The following is a 14472-nucleotide window of genomic DNA, read 5'->3' as shown; positions in this document are numbered from 1 at the left end:
TTCCTCTAAAATTCGTTTTAACGTTAGTTGTAATTACTCAACAATCGCTAGAATGTCGCTTTCGCTTAGGATTAGTACTTCTTCACCATCCAGCTTTTCTGTTTTAACGCCGTAACCGTCGTTGAAAATAACGGTGTCGCCTACTTTAACGTCAAGCGCTTTAACTTCGCCGTTCTCAAGAATGCGACCGTTACCTACTGCGATTACTTCGCCGCGTGTAGATTTTTCTGCTGCAGAACCAGTCAGAACGATACCGCCTGCAGATTTGCTTTCTTGCTCTGCGCGCTTAAGGATTACGCGGTCGTGTAAAGGACGAATTGCCATTTTCAAGTCTCCTGAAAATTCCACTATTCAAGTTTATGTGATTACCAACATTCAGACTGCCTGAATGTTGTGTGCCTGGGTTGCTCATTGCTGAGCAGTTAAATTCTTGTCTGCTCGGATAAATGGGGTAGTACCCAGATAACTTCAAGGGTTTTTAAACAAAAAAATGTAAAAAAATTGGTTTTTTCGCTAAATACTTCTTTTTATTGAGCAAGTAAACGCCGTTTATCGCGGTAAACGGCGTTCATAACCTAAGGGAGGGGCCGTTAAATTAGGGCCTGTAGATCTTTCTATTTTAAGCGCTTATCCGGATCGTTGGTGGTGCGATCGGAGTACTCACCTTCAAACACATCACCATCAGCATTGTGTGAGCGTGAACGCTCGTCGAAAGGGCTTTGCCCAAACGGAGACTGTCCTTGCCCGAAACCTGAAGCTCCCGGCCCCATTCCTGGAGCAACAACGCGCATTTTCATATGCTTACTCACCTGTGCAGCAAAGAAGTGACGAGAGCCCGGCATTGCCAATAAGAAGCCGAAGATATCAGTAATAAAGCCTGGCGTAACAAGTAAAATGCCCGCAACCACCAGCATCAAACCTTCAACCAACTCTTTACCCGGCACTTCATTTCGCTGCATTTTTTCTTGTGCCGTCTTCAGTGTGCTTACCCCTTCGCGTTTAACAAAATAAGCACCAATAAAGGCAGAAAGAAGTACCAAGCCAACGGTATTCCAGCCACCAATTACGCTGCCTACATTAATTAGCAACGCAATTTCTAAAATAGGTAATAGGGCAAACAGTATAAATAAAACCCGCAAAATGCTTCCTCTTTCATGTATTCATAACCTGTTATAAGGTCTTTGTACGTAATAACAAGAAAAGGTGCCCACCCTTTCGCTTAAATAGCTACTTAAAGCGACCGATAACGACCGTTATATACTTTGGCTGTGAAAGAATAGTGTGGAGTTTCAGGTCTATTACGCATTGACTCATTAGCAAAGTAACAGGCACGAAAAAGGTAGAAAACGTTTATGACAATAAAGCTTGTACTGTGTACCACTCCAGATGAAAAGACAGCGCAGTTGATTGCCAACACTTTGGTTAAAAATAGGCTTGCAGCGTGCGTGAATATTATTAAGGGTATTGAGTCTGTTTATGAATGGCAAGGTAAGATAGAGGCCGATACGGAATGCCAGTTGATCATTAAGACGAATACACAGTTTGCATTACAAGCTTTTGATAAGGTTAGCGAGCTACATCCGTACGATGTACCTGAATGGCTAGAACTTAACGCCGAGGCTAGCAGCGCTTACGGTCAGTGGTTACAAACCACGCTACAGCGCTAGTTAAAAACGTATTTCCAATAAAAATAACGACAACGCAAAATAGATAAAATGAACCGTAACTTTATGACTTCACCTTCTTTCTTATCAGGCACTGCTTCAGCTTCGCTGTTCCATCGCTTTACTGCTTATGTTCTCTCCGTGTTTTGTTTAATGTCGCTATTAAGCGCGTTCGCCTCTGCACAGGTGCCCAATGTCTTCGACGACCCATTTGCAGATGAGCCTCAGTTTTTGGATGTAGACCAAGCCTTCGCGTTCGATTTCAATCAAAAAAACGATGTACTTACGTTAAGCTTCGATATTGCCGATGGCTATTATCTATACCTTAAACAATTCAAGTTTGTGACGAAAGAAGCTGAAGTCGGCGAGCCTGTGTACCCAACCGGCGTAATGATTGAAGATGAATTTTTCGGTGAGTCTGAAGTATTTTACAACAGCGTATCTATTACCCTGCCTATCGAATCGGCAGGCAGTGACGGCGTAGTTAAAATTCGCTATCAAGGCTGCGCTGATGCCGGGCTTTGTTACCCACCTACGGTAAAAGTCGTGTACTTAAACGAAGTAGGAGCCGATACGACAACAAACGTAGATGGGGCAACAGAATCAAATAGCGCGCCTACCTCGTCGTCTTCGCAAAGCGAGCAGTTCGATTTAGCGCAAAGGCTAATCGACAAAAATAACCTCGCTCTCACTTTAGCTCTATTTTTTGCACTAGGCGTAGGCTTAGCCTTTACGCCTTGCGTGTTTCCAATGTATCCCATTGTGTCTGGCATTGTGATTGGTCAGGGCAAGCCTAAAACCGCATCGCATTCATTCTGGTTAACCTTTGTTTACGTTCAAGGTATGGCGATTACTTACTCACTACTCGGACTAGTGGTCGCGGTAGCTGGCGCGCAGTTCCAAGCTGCACTTCAACACCCTGTGGTGCTGGGCGTATTCATTGTGCTATTTGTGGCGCTAGCCATCGCGCTGTTTGGTGGCTTTGAAATACAGCTGCCAGCAAAGTATCAAGAAAAACTCACCCACATGAGTAACAATCAAACGCCCGGCAGTTTCGCAGGGGTATTTATAATGGGTGTATTATCAGGTCTTATCGCATCGCCCTGCACTACTGCGCCGCTAACCGGCATATTGTTATTCATCGCCCAAACTGGCGATATGACGCTGGGATTTGTTTCGCTTTACTTGTTAAGTATAGGTATGGGCGTACCACTTATTCTGTTTGGGATGACAGGCGGAAAACTACTGCCTAAAGCGGGCAACTGGATGAATGTGGTAAAAGTTACCTTTGGCTTCATGATGCTTGCCGTGGCCATTGTGTTTATTGAGCGACTATATAATAGCCCTGCCACTGGCTTCCTGTGGGGCGTACTAGGTTTTGGTTTATTCGGTTATTACTGGGCGCTTAACCGCGCAAGTAAAAACTCACTGATGAAGCTTGTACGCGCTGTTATTGTAGCGATGGGTATTATGGGAAGTGCTGGCCTTACCTATCAAGCAGGTCTTAACACTGGACTTTGGGGCGAACACGCTAACGGTGTACACGCAGGGCACCCAGACTTTGTTGTTGCCAGAGACTTAGCAGACTTACGCAATAAAATAGCGGCGGCTAACGCACAAGGTAAAACCGTAATGGTCGATTTGTACGCCGACTGGTGCGTAGCCTGTAAGGAATTTGAAAAGTACACATTCCCCGATGAGCAAGTGGTTTCAGCGCTTAGCAATACAGTATGGATGCAAATGGACCTTACCGATAATACGCCAGAGCGCCAAGAGATTTTTGACACCTTTACTGTGCTAGGCCTGCCGACTATTTTGTTCTTTGACGAAAACGGCGACGAGCTAACCAAAGCCCGTGTCACCGGGTTTATGAAAGCAGACGCCTTTGCTGGCCACGTAAACGAGTGGCTTAACAATGGGTCTAACGTTAATGTTACTCAAAGTGGTCGCTTGGATTAAGGCGCTTCGATTCGAGGCCATCCCCTTTCTTATATGGCGAGCGGTGCAAGACGCCGCCTTCTAAGACCGCAGCATGCTGCGGTTTTACAAGCTCCAATCGAGCACACCCCCCAATAAACTTTGCGCCGAAAACACCTGATTAGACCAGTATTTTGCTGCTAAATCTTTATCTATCACTATAATCATCAGTTAAGACAATAAACGAGCAAATAAATTGGCTTTTTTTCGTGCAACTGTCACAAAATTTTGTTGAAATGGCAATAACCGTGACATTTTCCCGAAGATAGCAGCAAACTAGATGAATATTTTGTTATTGAACGGCCCTAACCTGAATATGTTAGGCCAAAGAGAACCCGACAAATACGGCACACAAACCTTGCAAGACATCGTAGATGATCTGCAGGCGCAGGCTGCGTCGAGCAACGTGACCTTAACGCATTTTCAGTCAAACGCTGAGTTTGAACTGATCGACCGCGTACACGCTGCTATGGGAACTGTTGATGCCATTATCATTAATCCTGCTGCCTTCACGCACACCAGTGTCGCCCTTCGTGATGCATTATTAAGTGTCAATATCCCGTTTATTGAAGTGCATTTGTCGAACGTTCACGCTCGTGAACCTTTTCGTCATCATTCTTATTTTTCTGATGTTGCAGCTGGCGTCATTGTTGGCCTTGGTGCCATGGGCTATTCGCTCGCGTTAACTGCAGCAATCAATTTACCGAAATCGCCAAAATAGAGCAGAGACAGAACATGGATATTAGAAAGATTAAAAAACTCATCGAACTAGTGGAAGAATCTGGCATTGCCGAGCTAGAGATCACTGAAGGCGAAGAGTCTGTACGCATCCACCGTGGTCCAACGGGTGTTCAAGCGCCAATGAACTACAGCTTTGCAGCACCAGCTGCACCACAAATGGCCCCTGTGCCTGCAGCGGCTGCTACCACTGCGTCTGAGGCGCCGGCAGAGCCAGCTCAGCCAGACGGTCACGTTGTTAAGTCTCCAATGGTAGGTACGTTCTACCGTGCATCTTCACCAACGGCAAAACCGTTTGCAGAAGTTGGTCAGCAGGTAAAAGTTGGCGACACGCTTTGTATCGTTGAAGCGATGAAGATGATGAACCAAATTGAAGCAGATAAAGCAGGCGTGGTTAAGGCAATCTTGGTTGAAAACCAAGACCCTGTAGAATTTGACCAGCCAATGTTCATCATCGAATAAGCGAGTGCTTAACTATGCTAGATAAAGTACTTATTGCTAACCGTGGTGAGATTGCCCTGCGTATTTTGAGAGCCTGTAAAGAGCTAGGCATCAAAACCGTAGCCGTGCACTCTACTGCAGATAAAAACTTGAAGCACGTGTTGCTAGCTGATGAATCAATTTGTATTGGTAAAGCATCGGCAACCGAAAGCTACCTGAACATTCCTCGCATTATTGCTGCGGCCGAGGTCACAAATTCAATCGCCATTCACCCTGGTTACGGTTTCCTAGCGGAAAACGCAGATTTTGCTGAAGCGGTAGAAAAGAGCGGTTTTATTTTCATTGGTCCTAAAGCTGAAACTATTAACCTAATGGGTGACAAGGTTTCTGCTATTAACGCCATGAAAAAAGCTGGCGTTCCTTGTGTACCTGGTTCTGACGGCCCGCTAACGGACGACGCTGAACGCAACAAAGCGATTGCAAAGCGCATTGGTTACCCAATCATCGTTAAAGCCGCTGGCGGCGGTGGTGGTCGTGGTATGCGCGTAGTCCGCAGCGAAAGTGAACTTGTCAAAGCCATTGAGACCACGCAAGCGGAAGCTGGCGCGGCCTTTGGTAACGCTACGGTTTACATGGAAAAATTCCTTGAAAACCCACGTCACGTAGAAATTCAGGTATTAGCCGATGGACAGGGTAACGCCATTCACCTAGGTGAGCGTGACTGTTCAATGCAGCGTCGTCACCAAAAAGTGGTTGAAGAGGCACCGGCGCCGGGCATTTCAGAGCAAATGCGTGCAAAAATTGGCGATCGCTGCCGCAGAGCCTGTATCGAAATAGGTTATCGCGGCGCGGGTACGTTCGAGTTCCTATATGAAAACGGTGAATTCTATTTCATTGAAATGAATACCCGTATTCAGGTAGAGCACCCAGTATCTGAAATGATCACGGGCGTTGACCTTATTAAAGAGCAACTTCGCATTGCAGCGGGTCAGCCACTGTCAATTGATCAGTCGCAAATTCAAATTCGTGGCCACGCTATTGAATGTCGAATTAACGCAGAAGATCCACAAACCTTTATTCCTAGCCCTGGTCCTATCGATATGTTCCATGCGCCGGGTGGTTTGGGTATTCGTTGGGAGTCACATATTTACGCGGGCTACCACGTGCCACCTTACTACGATTCAATGATTGGTAAGCTTATCACCTATGGTGAAAGCCGCGACGAGGCTATTGCTCGTATGCGCCATGCTCTTGAAGAGATTGTGGTTGAGGGCATTAAAACGAATATCCCTCTTCAACGCGCCATTATGGCCGATGAAAACTTCTTCGCAGGCGGGACCAACATCCACTACCTAGAGAAGAAGCTAGGTTTAGCCTAATCCCCCCTTTGGGCTACACAGTGTCTTTCGTGTAGCCCAATTTTCTTCCTTCGCTATTCGCTATTCGCTATTCACTATTCACTATTCACTATTCACTATTCACTATTCACTATTCACTATTCAGTGCATTCTAATTTTCCGATTACCACAATCAATTTTTAACGATTTTTTTATTCAAAAACTGGTTCTATACTGCATACAAGTTTTAAGACATCTCCCTGAGTTTTAATACTGTTGTGTGTTTACCCTTATTGGAGTCCCACTCCACTTATGCCGGCATCCCTGCCGGCTTTTTTTTGCCTTTTTCCCCATTACATTGCAATTTATCTGCGCCAATTAATTAGATTTAATGTATAAACTAATTAGTCACGCCGTGTAGGGTTTAATAAGTGCGAAAACCGGTTTTTCTTGTTTTGCCACTCATCATTGTTACTGGAACTGACGCTCTCGCTGAGCCAATAACGCCTTCCTTCTCACAGAAGCTAGACATTCAAGTTCGATACGATGAAAGTTCTAATCGCCCTAGCAGAGAGCAATACCGATTGCGCTACTATCCCTCTCTAGCCATCACATCAACGTGGTCAGTAAACAGTTTTGTCGTTACGGGCGATGACTTTTCATCAAGTCATAATACGTTCGGCAGCGATAACACCGATTATCTCTATGCAAGGCGACTTTATGTAAGACACCAGAGCGATTACGGCAAAACTGAGCTAGGTGTTATTCCAACTTATAAGGGGCGTGTTTCTTCCACCGGCTTATCAAAAGACGGTTGGATAACCGGGGTACGTCACGTTAAACAATTAGCAAACGACACCGCCATTGAAGTGGTTGTTGGCCAACTTGCTAACGCAGAAGCATCTGAGGCCTTTGCTATTGGCGGAGAAGATGCGTATTTCGAGATTGAATACTCGGCAAAAATGGACCAGCGCCATAGCTATGAAGCCAGTTTTGAAAAAATGCTCAACGGTACATTTGCCCGTGCTGAGTACCGGTTTCGAGTAAACGATGAAGATACTGCGTTTGTCGAACTGGTACAGCGTATCGATGAAAGTGCTGCGAAAATCGTGGTGGGAACTAGCGGCGAATTTGCAGCCAGTGCATTTAACACGTCATACCCTATAGAATATTTCGCATACTATTCCTATATAAACAGTAGCTTCGGCGAACGCGCTGAACTAATTGAAGATTTTTTGGGCACAGGTCACGGTGGCTCGCTGGAATTTCACGGTTTGCTGTCTGAAAAGCATAATGTTGAGTGGTTTATAAGAGCTGATGTCGTAGATAGTGTCAGTCGAGTACTGGCTGGGGTGAAGCTCTCTTTTAAAAGCTAAGCAAAAGTATGTGACTTCATAAATAAAAAAAGGCCCATCAAACGATGGGCCAAACAGCAAGAACGCGTACACACTTTAACAGTGCATAATAGATTACGGGCTGGTTTGCTAATACGTTCAGTTATTTTAGATTACGTATTTTTAACCAGGCCCACTTTCATCGAGTTATTGGTTTTACTACAATCAGGTTAGTTTAGTGAGTCAGGATTATTAGGTCCATCACTGAAAAACTAAAAGTTTTACCCGCTACAAAAAGGTGTTCTTGTGCCAAGCCGCTACGCTCAGTTCAAAGAAAAGCTTCCCATTTCTCGACTTTCTGATGAAGTGCTTCTTGCATTTCGGGTTCTATTCGATGCTCCACTTGATATTGTAGACTTAGCGCAAGATATTGCAGATTTGGCGATATACCCTGAACGCTTAAAAGAGAGTTACAGGAAAGAGTGGGAGGCTTATGTTCTTAAAGCGCTCGCTTTTGAAATAAGGCAGCACGACGATTTATCCAACGCCGAGTTTATAGAGCTTATGATGAGCAGGGTTGAAGCATTACAGCAAAATGATGAAACCTACCAAAATCTTTTACGTCAGGTTCACCATGCTAAGAGCATTCTGCAATCAGAAAACACGGTTGTCTTTCCAACGCCGTTGCGCCAGGAACTGACCGCGTTTCTTTTACCTATAACCACTATTCCTACGCCTAAGAAATAGCCACAGCATTACATGCTTAAAAACCTCGAAGTTCCCGAAAATACAGGTATATCGCTACTTGTTGGCACTCTTGTATTTATACTGAGATGGGCAGTAACCTCTATCCACACCTTCAGGGCGCAAGCTCGCGTGTTTAGTTTTTCTGCCCGACACGCGCTCACGCCAGTTTTTAAAGGTTTTTTGTTTAAGGTTCTTACGCATAAGCTTTATCACGTCTTTTTCCGGCAGCCCGTATAAACGTTCAATTGCTTCAAACGGCGTGCGATCTTCCCACGCCATTTCAATAACTCGTGATTCTTGTTCTTCGGTTAATACCATGTTTTACATCTCAATATGCACGTTATAACTCAACTCAATACTGAGTTTAATCGCATTTTGTTCAGTGTCCGCATACTAAAAAATCTAATAACAACGTTATTAATTCGCCGACAGACCCGTTAATTCATCATCTTTCTCAAACGCCAGCTTTAACAACTCGGCAGCAGCCTTAGCATCACTTAACGCACGGTGGTGCCGTTCCATTTCTATATGGAAGTGCTTAGTTAGGTTCGCCAATGAGTAAGATGGCAGCCCCGGATAGGTGCGGCGCATTTCGCGAACGGTGCACATTTTAGGTCGCCTGAAGCTCTGCTCTAGTCGCGCAAACTCTTGTTTAATGAAGCCATAGTCAAAGTTCACATTGTGGGCTACAAACACAGCGTCTTCAGTAAAGCGCGCCACCTGCTCTGCCACTTCGGCAAAAAGCGGCGCGTCAGCCACCATGTCATCCGAAATACCGGTAAGGCGGGTTATGTTACTAGGGATTCTGCGCTGCGGATTCAATAAGGTTTGAAATCTGTCTACCTCTTCACCGCCGACTAGTTTAACCATGCCTATTTCGGTAATGCGGTTATAACTATTGTTTCCACCTGTAGTCTCAATATCCACTACTACATAGGGTTGGGCTGGGTCCCGCACCCAATTCACTGTCGTCACAGCAACGTCAAAACCGGCTTGTTGCAAACGCTGAATGGAAACCAATTGGTTTCGACGAAGCTGATCGCCCGGCGCTTTAATTTCTTCAAAGCGAAGCGCGCCGTCAAACACCATAATGTCGGGGAAACCATCGCGCAGGCTTTCAAAGTCTTTACACATCATGCGAAGTAAAGCATAGATACTGTCGAGCGAGCCGTGCTCAATCAGAGCTTCTAAAGGCGCAAGCAAATGGCTTGACCACATAAACAGGCTGTTCACTTTGCCATAGTGCATGGTGGCCATTTTATGAATGTGAAAGCGCAGTTTCTCTTTGCTATCAAGGGCAAGCAGCAGTGCTTCAATACTTTGCTCAAACTTGGCGTAAAAGTTATTTTGCTTAAGTGATAATGGCCTGCGATCAAACTCAGTAACCAGCGTATCTTCTTCGTAAAGTTGCTTCCAAAAAGTAAGACCGAATAAACTACGCCATAAACGGTTTTCTGTACGCCAGCCTTCTACGCCTTGCCTTGCATAATGAGCCAATACGCCGCGTTCTACCTGTTGATTTTGGCTTACATCAATATCTAACGACCGGCTTGCGTTTCGAAGCATATCGGTAACGGTACTGGTACGCTTTTTATGGTATTTACGGGCATAAAAATCTTCGGCAAACGCTAATAGCGTATCGGATTGAGGGTTATCAATAATGCCCTCAAGAGCTTGTTTGACGTCATCTTCTTGTCCGTCTTTATAGCTCTCTCTTAGCCACTTTTCTTTTGCTTTATCGCTTTGCGCTAGTTTTAAAATGTCTAACCCTTTAGCCCTATCGAAAGCCAGCACTTTAAGCCCTAGCGCGTAAAGCAACTGGTCGCGATAGAAACTGGCTGACACACCCTCTGTAGCAGGGAAATCACTTTCAGCTAAGGCAAGTAACATATCATTGTTATAAAAGGCTAGCTGGCTATAGTGATTGGCGAAAAACCAAGCTGCTTGCGCATCGCTTTTACTTTCAAAGCGCGCAGTATCGGTTACCGAATCGGAGCGGGTTCTCATTACACCGAGATCGCGCATAGAAAACTGATTCAGACGGCTTTTGGTATTACCGAAATAGATAAACAGCAAATAGCGAAGCGCATTATCAAATAAACACACTAAATAGTTGTTTAGCGAAAAACTCTCTGGCCAACCTCTAGCACCTATATGTTCATTAAGTAACGTCACGAGTTTGGGCTTAGTGAGAGACGCTAATCCCTGCGTACTGCCGTATTCAGCAAGAAGCGCCAACAACGCGTCTTTGGTTAGAACGCCGGCGATGTCATTGAGACCAGCGTGAGAAAGATCGCCAAACCACCCGCTATCAATGAGCCAATCTATTTGAGCTTGCGGTTCGCTGATTTCACTGTAGTTAAACTGGGTTCTATCAATAACCGCATACTTGCGATTTGCGGCGCGCACTACAATACATTTTTTGTCATCGTCTAATGCGTTAAAGCGCTCAACAAAATCGGCTGCCTCATCACTTAAAAGCGTGCTGTTAGCACCTTCGAAAAACTTAAGGAACTCGTAAAAATGTGTGAGGTAATAACGTGGCGGTAGATCTTTTCGCATGAGGTATCTTTGGCTATGAAAACACCAATAGTGTATATTTATACAGCCAAATTAATCAAATTAAATCTACAGTGAATGTATTTAAAGTCTACTGGTCGTTATTAGTCCAAACCATCTCTTAAACACGAACTCGCTGTTTGGACACCCACTGAAAGAACGTTGAAAGCTGCTCGTCATCTAGTAAACGTTGTAAATTGAAATAGTGCTTGGCCAATGTCATCTCATCATAAAAGCGATGTATGCCGCTATGGCACTGCCTACAAATATAAATACCATCCTGCAGTTCGGCCTTGCTAAAGTGCTTTTTGAAATAGGTACGTCGGTGCATTTTTTTTCGGGATAAGGTGGTGATAAGTAAGGCGCACCTCTCTATTACAACACGGGCAGTTTCCTACTTTATTTGTCACACCATTACCTCTATTCATTCACTTTGCTGCTGTTCATTAGGGCTTTCATTTAATAATGGTTATTGCGATTACCTCGGCGCGTTCTTTTCATAAACAACGGGGTATTTTGCTAAAGAAAATCCACTCGCCTTACCATTACGTAATAAACACTATTCATGATTAATAAGGCAATGAAATATGAGCTTAACCCGTTCCATGGGCTTCTCCTGCCCATACTGTATGGCGCCTAACGACGTTGAGATAGATGAGGTTAACGATGTGGGTCAAGTCCAAGTACTCGACTGTCAGGTGTGCTGCCAACCCATAGAGTTGGCCACTTATCAGCATGGCGACGACATTCAAATTGAGGCAGAACGAGAAAATGACTAAGCAGTTTACACGCAGTGATATAGATGCGCTTGAACAGCGATACCGAGCTAATCTAGTCAATAGCTTGTCTGGCTTTAAGTCGGCTACTTTAGTGGGTACCACAAACGGAAACACCAACAATTTAGCCATTGTAAGCTCTATCGTTCATGTTGGTGCTAACCCGCCACTTTTAGGCATGATAATGCGCCCACACACCGTTGTGCGAGATACCCTTAGCAATATAAAGCAACAGGGCTATTACACGCTAAATCACGTGTCGACTGATTGGGTAGACAAAGCGCATCAAACGTCTGCTCGCTATGCCCCAGATGATAGCGAGTTTGAAGCAGTTGGTTTAACACCACAGTTTAGCGAGTCTTTTAGCGCACCGTTTGTCAAAGAAAGTGAAATTAAGATGGGCTTAAAGGTGGCACAACATTTAAAATTACTTAACGAAACCGAAATGGTAATTGGAGAAATCCAAGAGCTTCATATGCCAGAGAGCATTATTGATGAAGACGGATACGCCGATATAGAAAAGGCAAACACTGCCTGCATTTCTGGATTAGACAACTATCATAGCACTACGCGCGTTGCACAGTTCGCCTACGCTAAACCCGGAGTTCCCCTAGCTAAGAAATGAACTTGTAGCAGGTAGAAGGGTCTGACAATTACAATCGGGGATGATTACTCTGAAGTTTATTTAATCTAGATCAAGTGAAAATAAGACATTTCATTCGATCTTTTTTCAAAAAGAGATAGTATTTAAACATTACACAAAACCTGCCTCTTTGGGCAGGTTTTTGCGTTTAAGGTACTGAATAAAAAAGAATCATTATCGTTTCTATCTCTTAAGGAGAATGTTATGAAATCTGTAAATCGCCGTGACTTTTTAAAACTGTCTGGCTCTACAGTTATCGGTCTTACATTAGGTGGTGTAGCGTTACGTGCACAAGCTCAGGAACAATTGAGCGCAGATGACCCAACTGCGAAAGCATTAAACTACACACCGTCTTCAACCGTTGAAGGTGCAAAATGTGCAAACTGCATGTACGTGCAGGGTGCCGATGGCGAACAATATCGCCCTTGTAACATTTTCCCTAACAAGCTGGTTAACGCTGATGGCTGGTGTAGCGCTTGGGTTAAAAAGCCAGGCTAAATAATTACTCGTAGCTACATAAATAGCAAAAGCCCCCGATAATTATCGGGGGCTTTTTTGTTTCAATACTGCTTAAAAGATTTATTGTTTAATAGAAACTAAATTCAAACCAACTGCCTCTGTCTAGCGATTCTCGTTTAGTCCATTCTCGATACCCTTTAGAATCGGATTGTCAAAACGTGTAGGTAAAAGACCTGGCTTAATGAAAAAACCGTGTTTAGCTTCAAAGACTTTGCCTATCTTTAGCACATCTTCATCTTTCCACTTAGCACCGATAAAGCTAATGCCTACTGGAAGGCCTTTCACTTCACCCGCGGGTACTGTGAGGTGTGGGTAGCCTGCAACAGCGGCTAAGTAGCCAATACCAATGAAACCGACTGGCGAATGATCGCCATACACACCGTCGATCAAAAATGAAGGGCTGTTTGAAGGCGCAACTAATACATCAACGTTGTGTTTTGCTAACAATGCGTCAATACCGTTTTTGCCCGCTGTATCTTGGATAAGGCGAAGGGCACTTTGATACGCTTCGCTATTAATAGGCGCCGCGTCTAGTGATTTTTCAAAGATATCTTGGTTGAATAACGCTAGTTCTCGCTCGGTTTTGTTATTGAAAGCAATAAGCTCAGATAAGCTTCTTGCAGGAAGCTCTGCCGGCGACCCCGCCAAATATTCGTTGATGCTGTGATGGAACTCACTTAGCAACACATTGTAAGAGTCGGCCCAAAAGGAATCAGGCTGAGAAAAATCACTAATATCCACCAGCGTAGCACCCGAGGCTTTTAACTGATTTAGCGCGCTTTCGTAGACTTTTAGTACGTGAGGGTTATCGCCTTGACGATACCTGACAACGCCAATGCGCTTGCCCTTTAAATCTGTTGCAAGCATCTCAGATGAAGGCATGGCCGGGCTATGAGACGCTGCATTTTCAGTAGCACTATCACTTGCATCTTCGCCCGCCATTACAGCTGTCATCAGCCATGCATCTTGAACATTGGAGGTCATTGGTCCCGCCGTATCTTGGCTAAAGGAAATAGGCACAATGTGCGTTCTTGAAAGTAAACCAACGGTTGGCTTAAAGCCCACTACACCGTTAATAGATGCTGGGCAGATTATAGAGCCATTGGTTTCAGTACCTACAGCAAGTGACGCTAATCTAAGCGACATCGCTGCGCCCGAGCCAGACGATGAACCGCATGCGCTTCTTGATAATATGTGAGGGTTTCGAGTTAAGCCACCTACTGCGCTCCAACCGCTTATCGAAGATTCAGAACGAAAATTTGCCCATTCAGACAAATTTGTTTTACCTAGAATAATCGCCCCCGCTGCTTTTAGCTTCGCCACAATAGGGGCGTCTCGTCCGGTGTCGTTATTGATTAGCACCATAGAACCTGCTGTAGTGGGCATTTCTGCGCTTTCAATATTGTCCTTTAGCAATACGGGGATACCGGCTAACGGGCCTAATGCCGCACCATTGGCGATTTGTTTATCAATTACTTTCGCTTCTGCTAAAGCATTAGGATTTAGCGCTAAAACGCTATTTGTCTTTTTATCTAACTCACCAATACGAGCTAAATAACCGCTCACCAGTTCTGCCGATGTAATCTCGCCATTAGCGATAGCTTGAGACTGAAGGTATGCTGGCTCATCTAGCCACTTATTATTATCGCTATCTTCATAGTGCGATTGAGACACGCAGGCGGTGCACAGCAAAGTAACAACCAATAGATACCACTGTTTCAACATAGAGCTTTCCTT

At 44.6% G+C, this 14472-nt stretch carries 16 protein-coding genes; 10 read left to right on the top strand and 6 right to left on the bottom strand.

The genetic code is table 11. The features are described from left to right. Nucleotides 1-33: 33 nt before the first annotated feature. Nucleotides 34-324, bottom strand: coding sequence for a co-chaperone GroES (locus D1814_RS08415; RefSeq protein WP_012520088.1), 291 nt, complete (start codon nt 322-324; stop codon nt 34-36). A gap of 290 nt (nt 325-614) precedes the next feature. Next, complete coding sequence (locus tag D1814_RS08410) at nt 615-1139, bottom strand: FxsA family protein (protein ID WP_118491314.1); 525 nt, start codon at nt 1137-1139, stop codon at nt 615-617. Nucleotides 1140-1352: 213 nt separating this feature from the next. Between D1814_RS08410 and cutA the strand changes: the two genes are divergently transcribed. The 7 genes from cutA (at nt 1353) to D1814_RS08375 (ending at nt 8238) form a co-directional block, all read left to right on the top strand. Continuing rightward, nucleotides 1353-1667, top strand: coding sequence for a divalent-cation tolerance protein CutA (gene cutA / locus D1814_RS08405; RefSeq protein ID WP_118491312.1), 315 nt, complete (start codon nt 1353-1355; stop codon nt 1665-1667). A 150-nt stretch (nt 1668-1817) separates the two neighbouring features. Beyond that, entirely contained in the window at nt 1818-3623 is a 1806-nt protein-coding gene (locus D1814_RS08400) for a protein-disulfide reductase DsbD (RefSeq protein ID WP_409049185.1), read from the top strand. A 298-nt stretch (nt 3624-3921) separates the two neighbouring features. Beyond that, a complete protein-coding gene (gene aroQ / locus D1814_RS08395) occupies nt 3922-4362 on the top strand; it encodes a type II 3-dehydroquinate dehydratase (protein WP_071816406.1) in 441 nt (146 codons plus the stop codon). 14 nt (nt 4363-4376) lie between these two features. Further along, nucleotides 4377-4841 carry an acetyl-CoA carboxylase biotin carboxyl carrier protein gene (accB, locus tag D1814_RS08390; protein ID WP_118491310.1) on the top strand — a complete coding sequence of 155 codons (465 nt, stop codon included), beginning with the start codon at nt 4377-4379 and terminating at the stop codon, nt 4839-4841. Between the two features lie 14 nt (nt 4842-4855). Continuing rightward, entirely contained in the window at nt 4856-6199 is a 1344-nt protein-coding gene (gene accC, locus D1814_RS08385; RefSeq protein ID WP_118491308.1) for an acetyl-CoA carboxylase biotin carboxylase subunit, read from the top strand. Nucleotides 6200-6588: 389 nt separating this feature from the next. After that, complete coding sequence (locus D1814_RS08380) at nt 6589-7533, top strand: hypothetical protein (protein WP_118491306.1); 945 nt, start codon at nt 6589-6591, stop codon at nt 7531-7533. Between the two features lie 264 nt (nt 7534-7797). After that, on the top strand, nt 7798-8238 hold the full coding sequence (locus D1814_RS08375) for a hypothetical protein (RefSeq protein ID WP_118491304.1): 441 nt from the start codon (nt 7798-7800) through the stop codon (nt 8236-8238). 54 nt (nt 8239-8292) lie between these two features. Here D1814_RS08375 and D1814_RS08370 read toward each other — a convergent pair whose 3' ends face one another. The 3 genes from D1814_RS08370 to D1814_RS08360 form a co-directional block, all read right to left on the bottom strand. Next, a complete protein-coding gene (locus D1814_RS08370; RefSeq protein WP_118491302.1) occupies nt 8293-8556 on the bottom strand; it encodes a TIGR03643 family protein in 264 nt (87 codons plus the stop codon). Nucleotides 8557-8655: 99 nt separating this feature from the next. Further along, entirely contained in the window at nt 8656-10800 is a 2145-nt protein-coding gene (locus D1814_RS08365) for an exonuclease domain-containing protein (protein ID WP_118491300.1), read from the bottom strand. Between the two features lie 118 nt (nt 10801-10918). Beyond that, entirely contained in the window at nt 10919-11128 is a 210-nt protein-coding gene (locus D1814_RS08360) for a hypothetical protein (protein ID WP_232369002.1), read from the bottom strand. A gap of 256 nt (nt 11129-11384) precedes the next feature. On the opposite strand from D1814_RS08360, the gene D1814_RS08355 reads away from it, so the two are divergent. The 3 genes from D1814_RS08355 to D1814_RS08345 all read left to right on the top strand — a co-directional run bounded on the left by D1814_RS08355 (nt 11385) and on the right by D1814_RS08345 (nt 12714). Further along, nucleotides 11385-11576, top strand: a complete 192-nt coding sequence (locus D1814_RS08355; protein WP_118491298.1) for a CPXCG motif-containing cysteine-rich protein — start codon at nt 11385-11387, stop codon at nt 11574-11576. After that, on the top strand, nt 11569-12198 hold the full coding sequence (locus D1814_RS08350; protein ID WP_118491296.1) for a flavin reductase family protein: 630 nt from the start codon (nt 11569-11571) through the stop codon (nt 12196-12198). Before D1814_RS08355 ends, D1814_RS08350 begins: the two co-directional genes overlap by 8 nt. Before the next feature lie 222 nt (nt 12199-12420). Next, nucleotides 12421-12714 carry a high-potential iron-sulfur protein gene (locus D1814_RS08345; protein WP_118491294.1) on the top strand — a complete coding sequence of 98 codons (294 nt, stop codon included), beginning with the start codon at nt 12421-12423 and terminating at the stop codon, nt 12712-12714. A gap of 123 nt (nt 12715-12837) precedes the next feature. Here the strand turns inward: D1814_RS08345 and D1814_RS08340 are convergent, their stop codons facing one another. Further along, nucleotides 12838-14460 carry an amidase gene (locus tag D1814_RS08340; RefSeq protein ID WP_118491290.1) on the bottom strand — a complete coding sequence of 541 codons (1623 nt, stop codon included), beginning with the start codon at nt 14458-14460 and terminating at the stop codon, nt 12838-12840. Nucleotides 14461-14472: the final 12 nt, after the last annotated feature.

The organism is Alteromonas sp. BL110, assembly GCF_003443615.1.
Classification (GTDB): Bacteria; Pseudomonadota; Gammaproteobacteria; order Enterobacterales; family Alteromonadaceae; genus Alteromonas.
Note: the sequence above shows the minus strand (reverse complement) of the source record. Positions and strands in the feature narration are given on the sequence as shown.

Coding starts and splice junctions, on each gene's coding strand:
- D1814_RS08415 (WP_012520088.1), bottom strand. CDS start 324: ATGGCAATTCGTCCTTTACACGACCGCGTAATCCTTAAGCGCGCAGAG.
- cutA (WP_118491312.1), top strand. CDS start 1,353: ATGACAATAAAGCTTGTACTGTGTACCACTCCAGATGAAAAGACAGCG.
- D1814_RS08400 (WP_409049185.1), top strand. CDS start 1,818: ATGTCGCTATTAAGCGCGTTCGCCTCTGCACAGGTGCCCAATGTCTTC.
- aroQ (WP_071816406.1), top strand. CDS start 3,922: ATGAATATTTTGTTATTGAACGGCCCTAACCTGAATATGTTAGGCCAA.
- accB (WP_118491310.1), top strand. CDS start 4,377: ATGGATATTAGAAAGATTAAAAAACTCATCGAACTAGTGGAAGAATCT.
- accC (WP_118491308.1), top strand. CDS start 4,856: ATGCTAGATAAAGTACTTATTGCTAACCGTGGTGAGATTGCCCTGCGT.
- D1814_RS08370 (WP_118491302.1), bottom strand. CDS start 8,556: ATGGTATTAACCGAAGAACAAGAATCACGAGTTATTGAAATGGCGTGG.
- D1814_RS08365 (WP_118491300.1), bottom strand. CDS start 10,800: ATGCGAAAAGATCTACCGCCACGTTATTACCTCACACATTTTTACGAG.
- D1814_RS08360 (WP_232369002.1), bottom strand. CDS start 11,128: ATGCACCGACGTACCTATTTCAAAAAGCACTTTAGCAAGGCCGAACTG.
- D1814_RS08355 (WP_118491298.1), top strand. CDS start 11,385: ATGAGCTTAACCCGTTCCATGGGCTTCTCCTGCCCATACTGTATGGCG.
- D1814_RS08350 (WP_118491296.1), top strand. CDS start 11,569: ATGACTAAGCAGTTTACACGCAGTGATATAGATGCGCTTGAACAGCGA.
- D1814_RS08345 (WP_118491294.1), top strand. CDS start 12,421: ATGAAATCTGTAAATCGCCGTGACTTTTTAAAACTGTCTGGCTCTACA.
- D1814_RS08340 (WP_118491290.1), bottom strand. CDS start 14,460: ATGTTGAAACAGTGGTATCTATTGGTTGTTACTTTGCTGTGCACCGCC.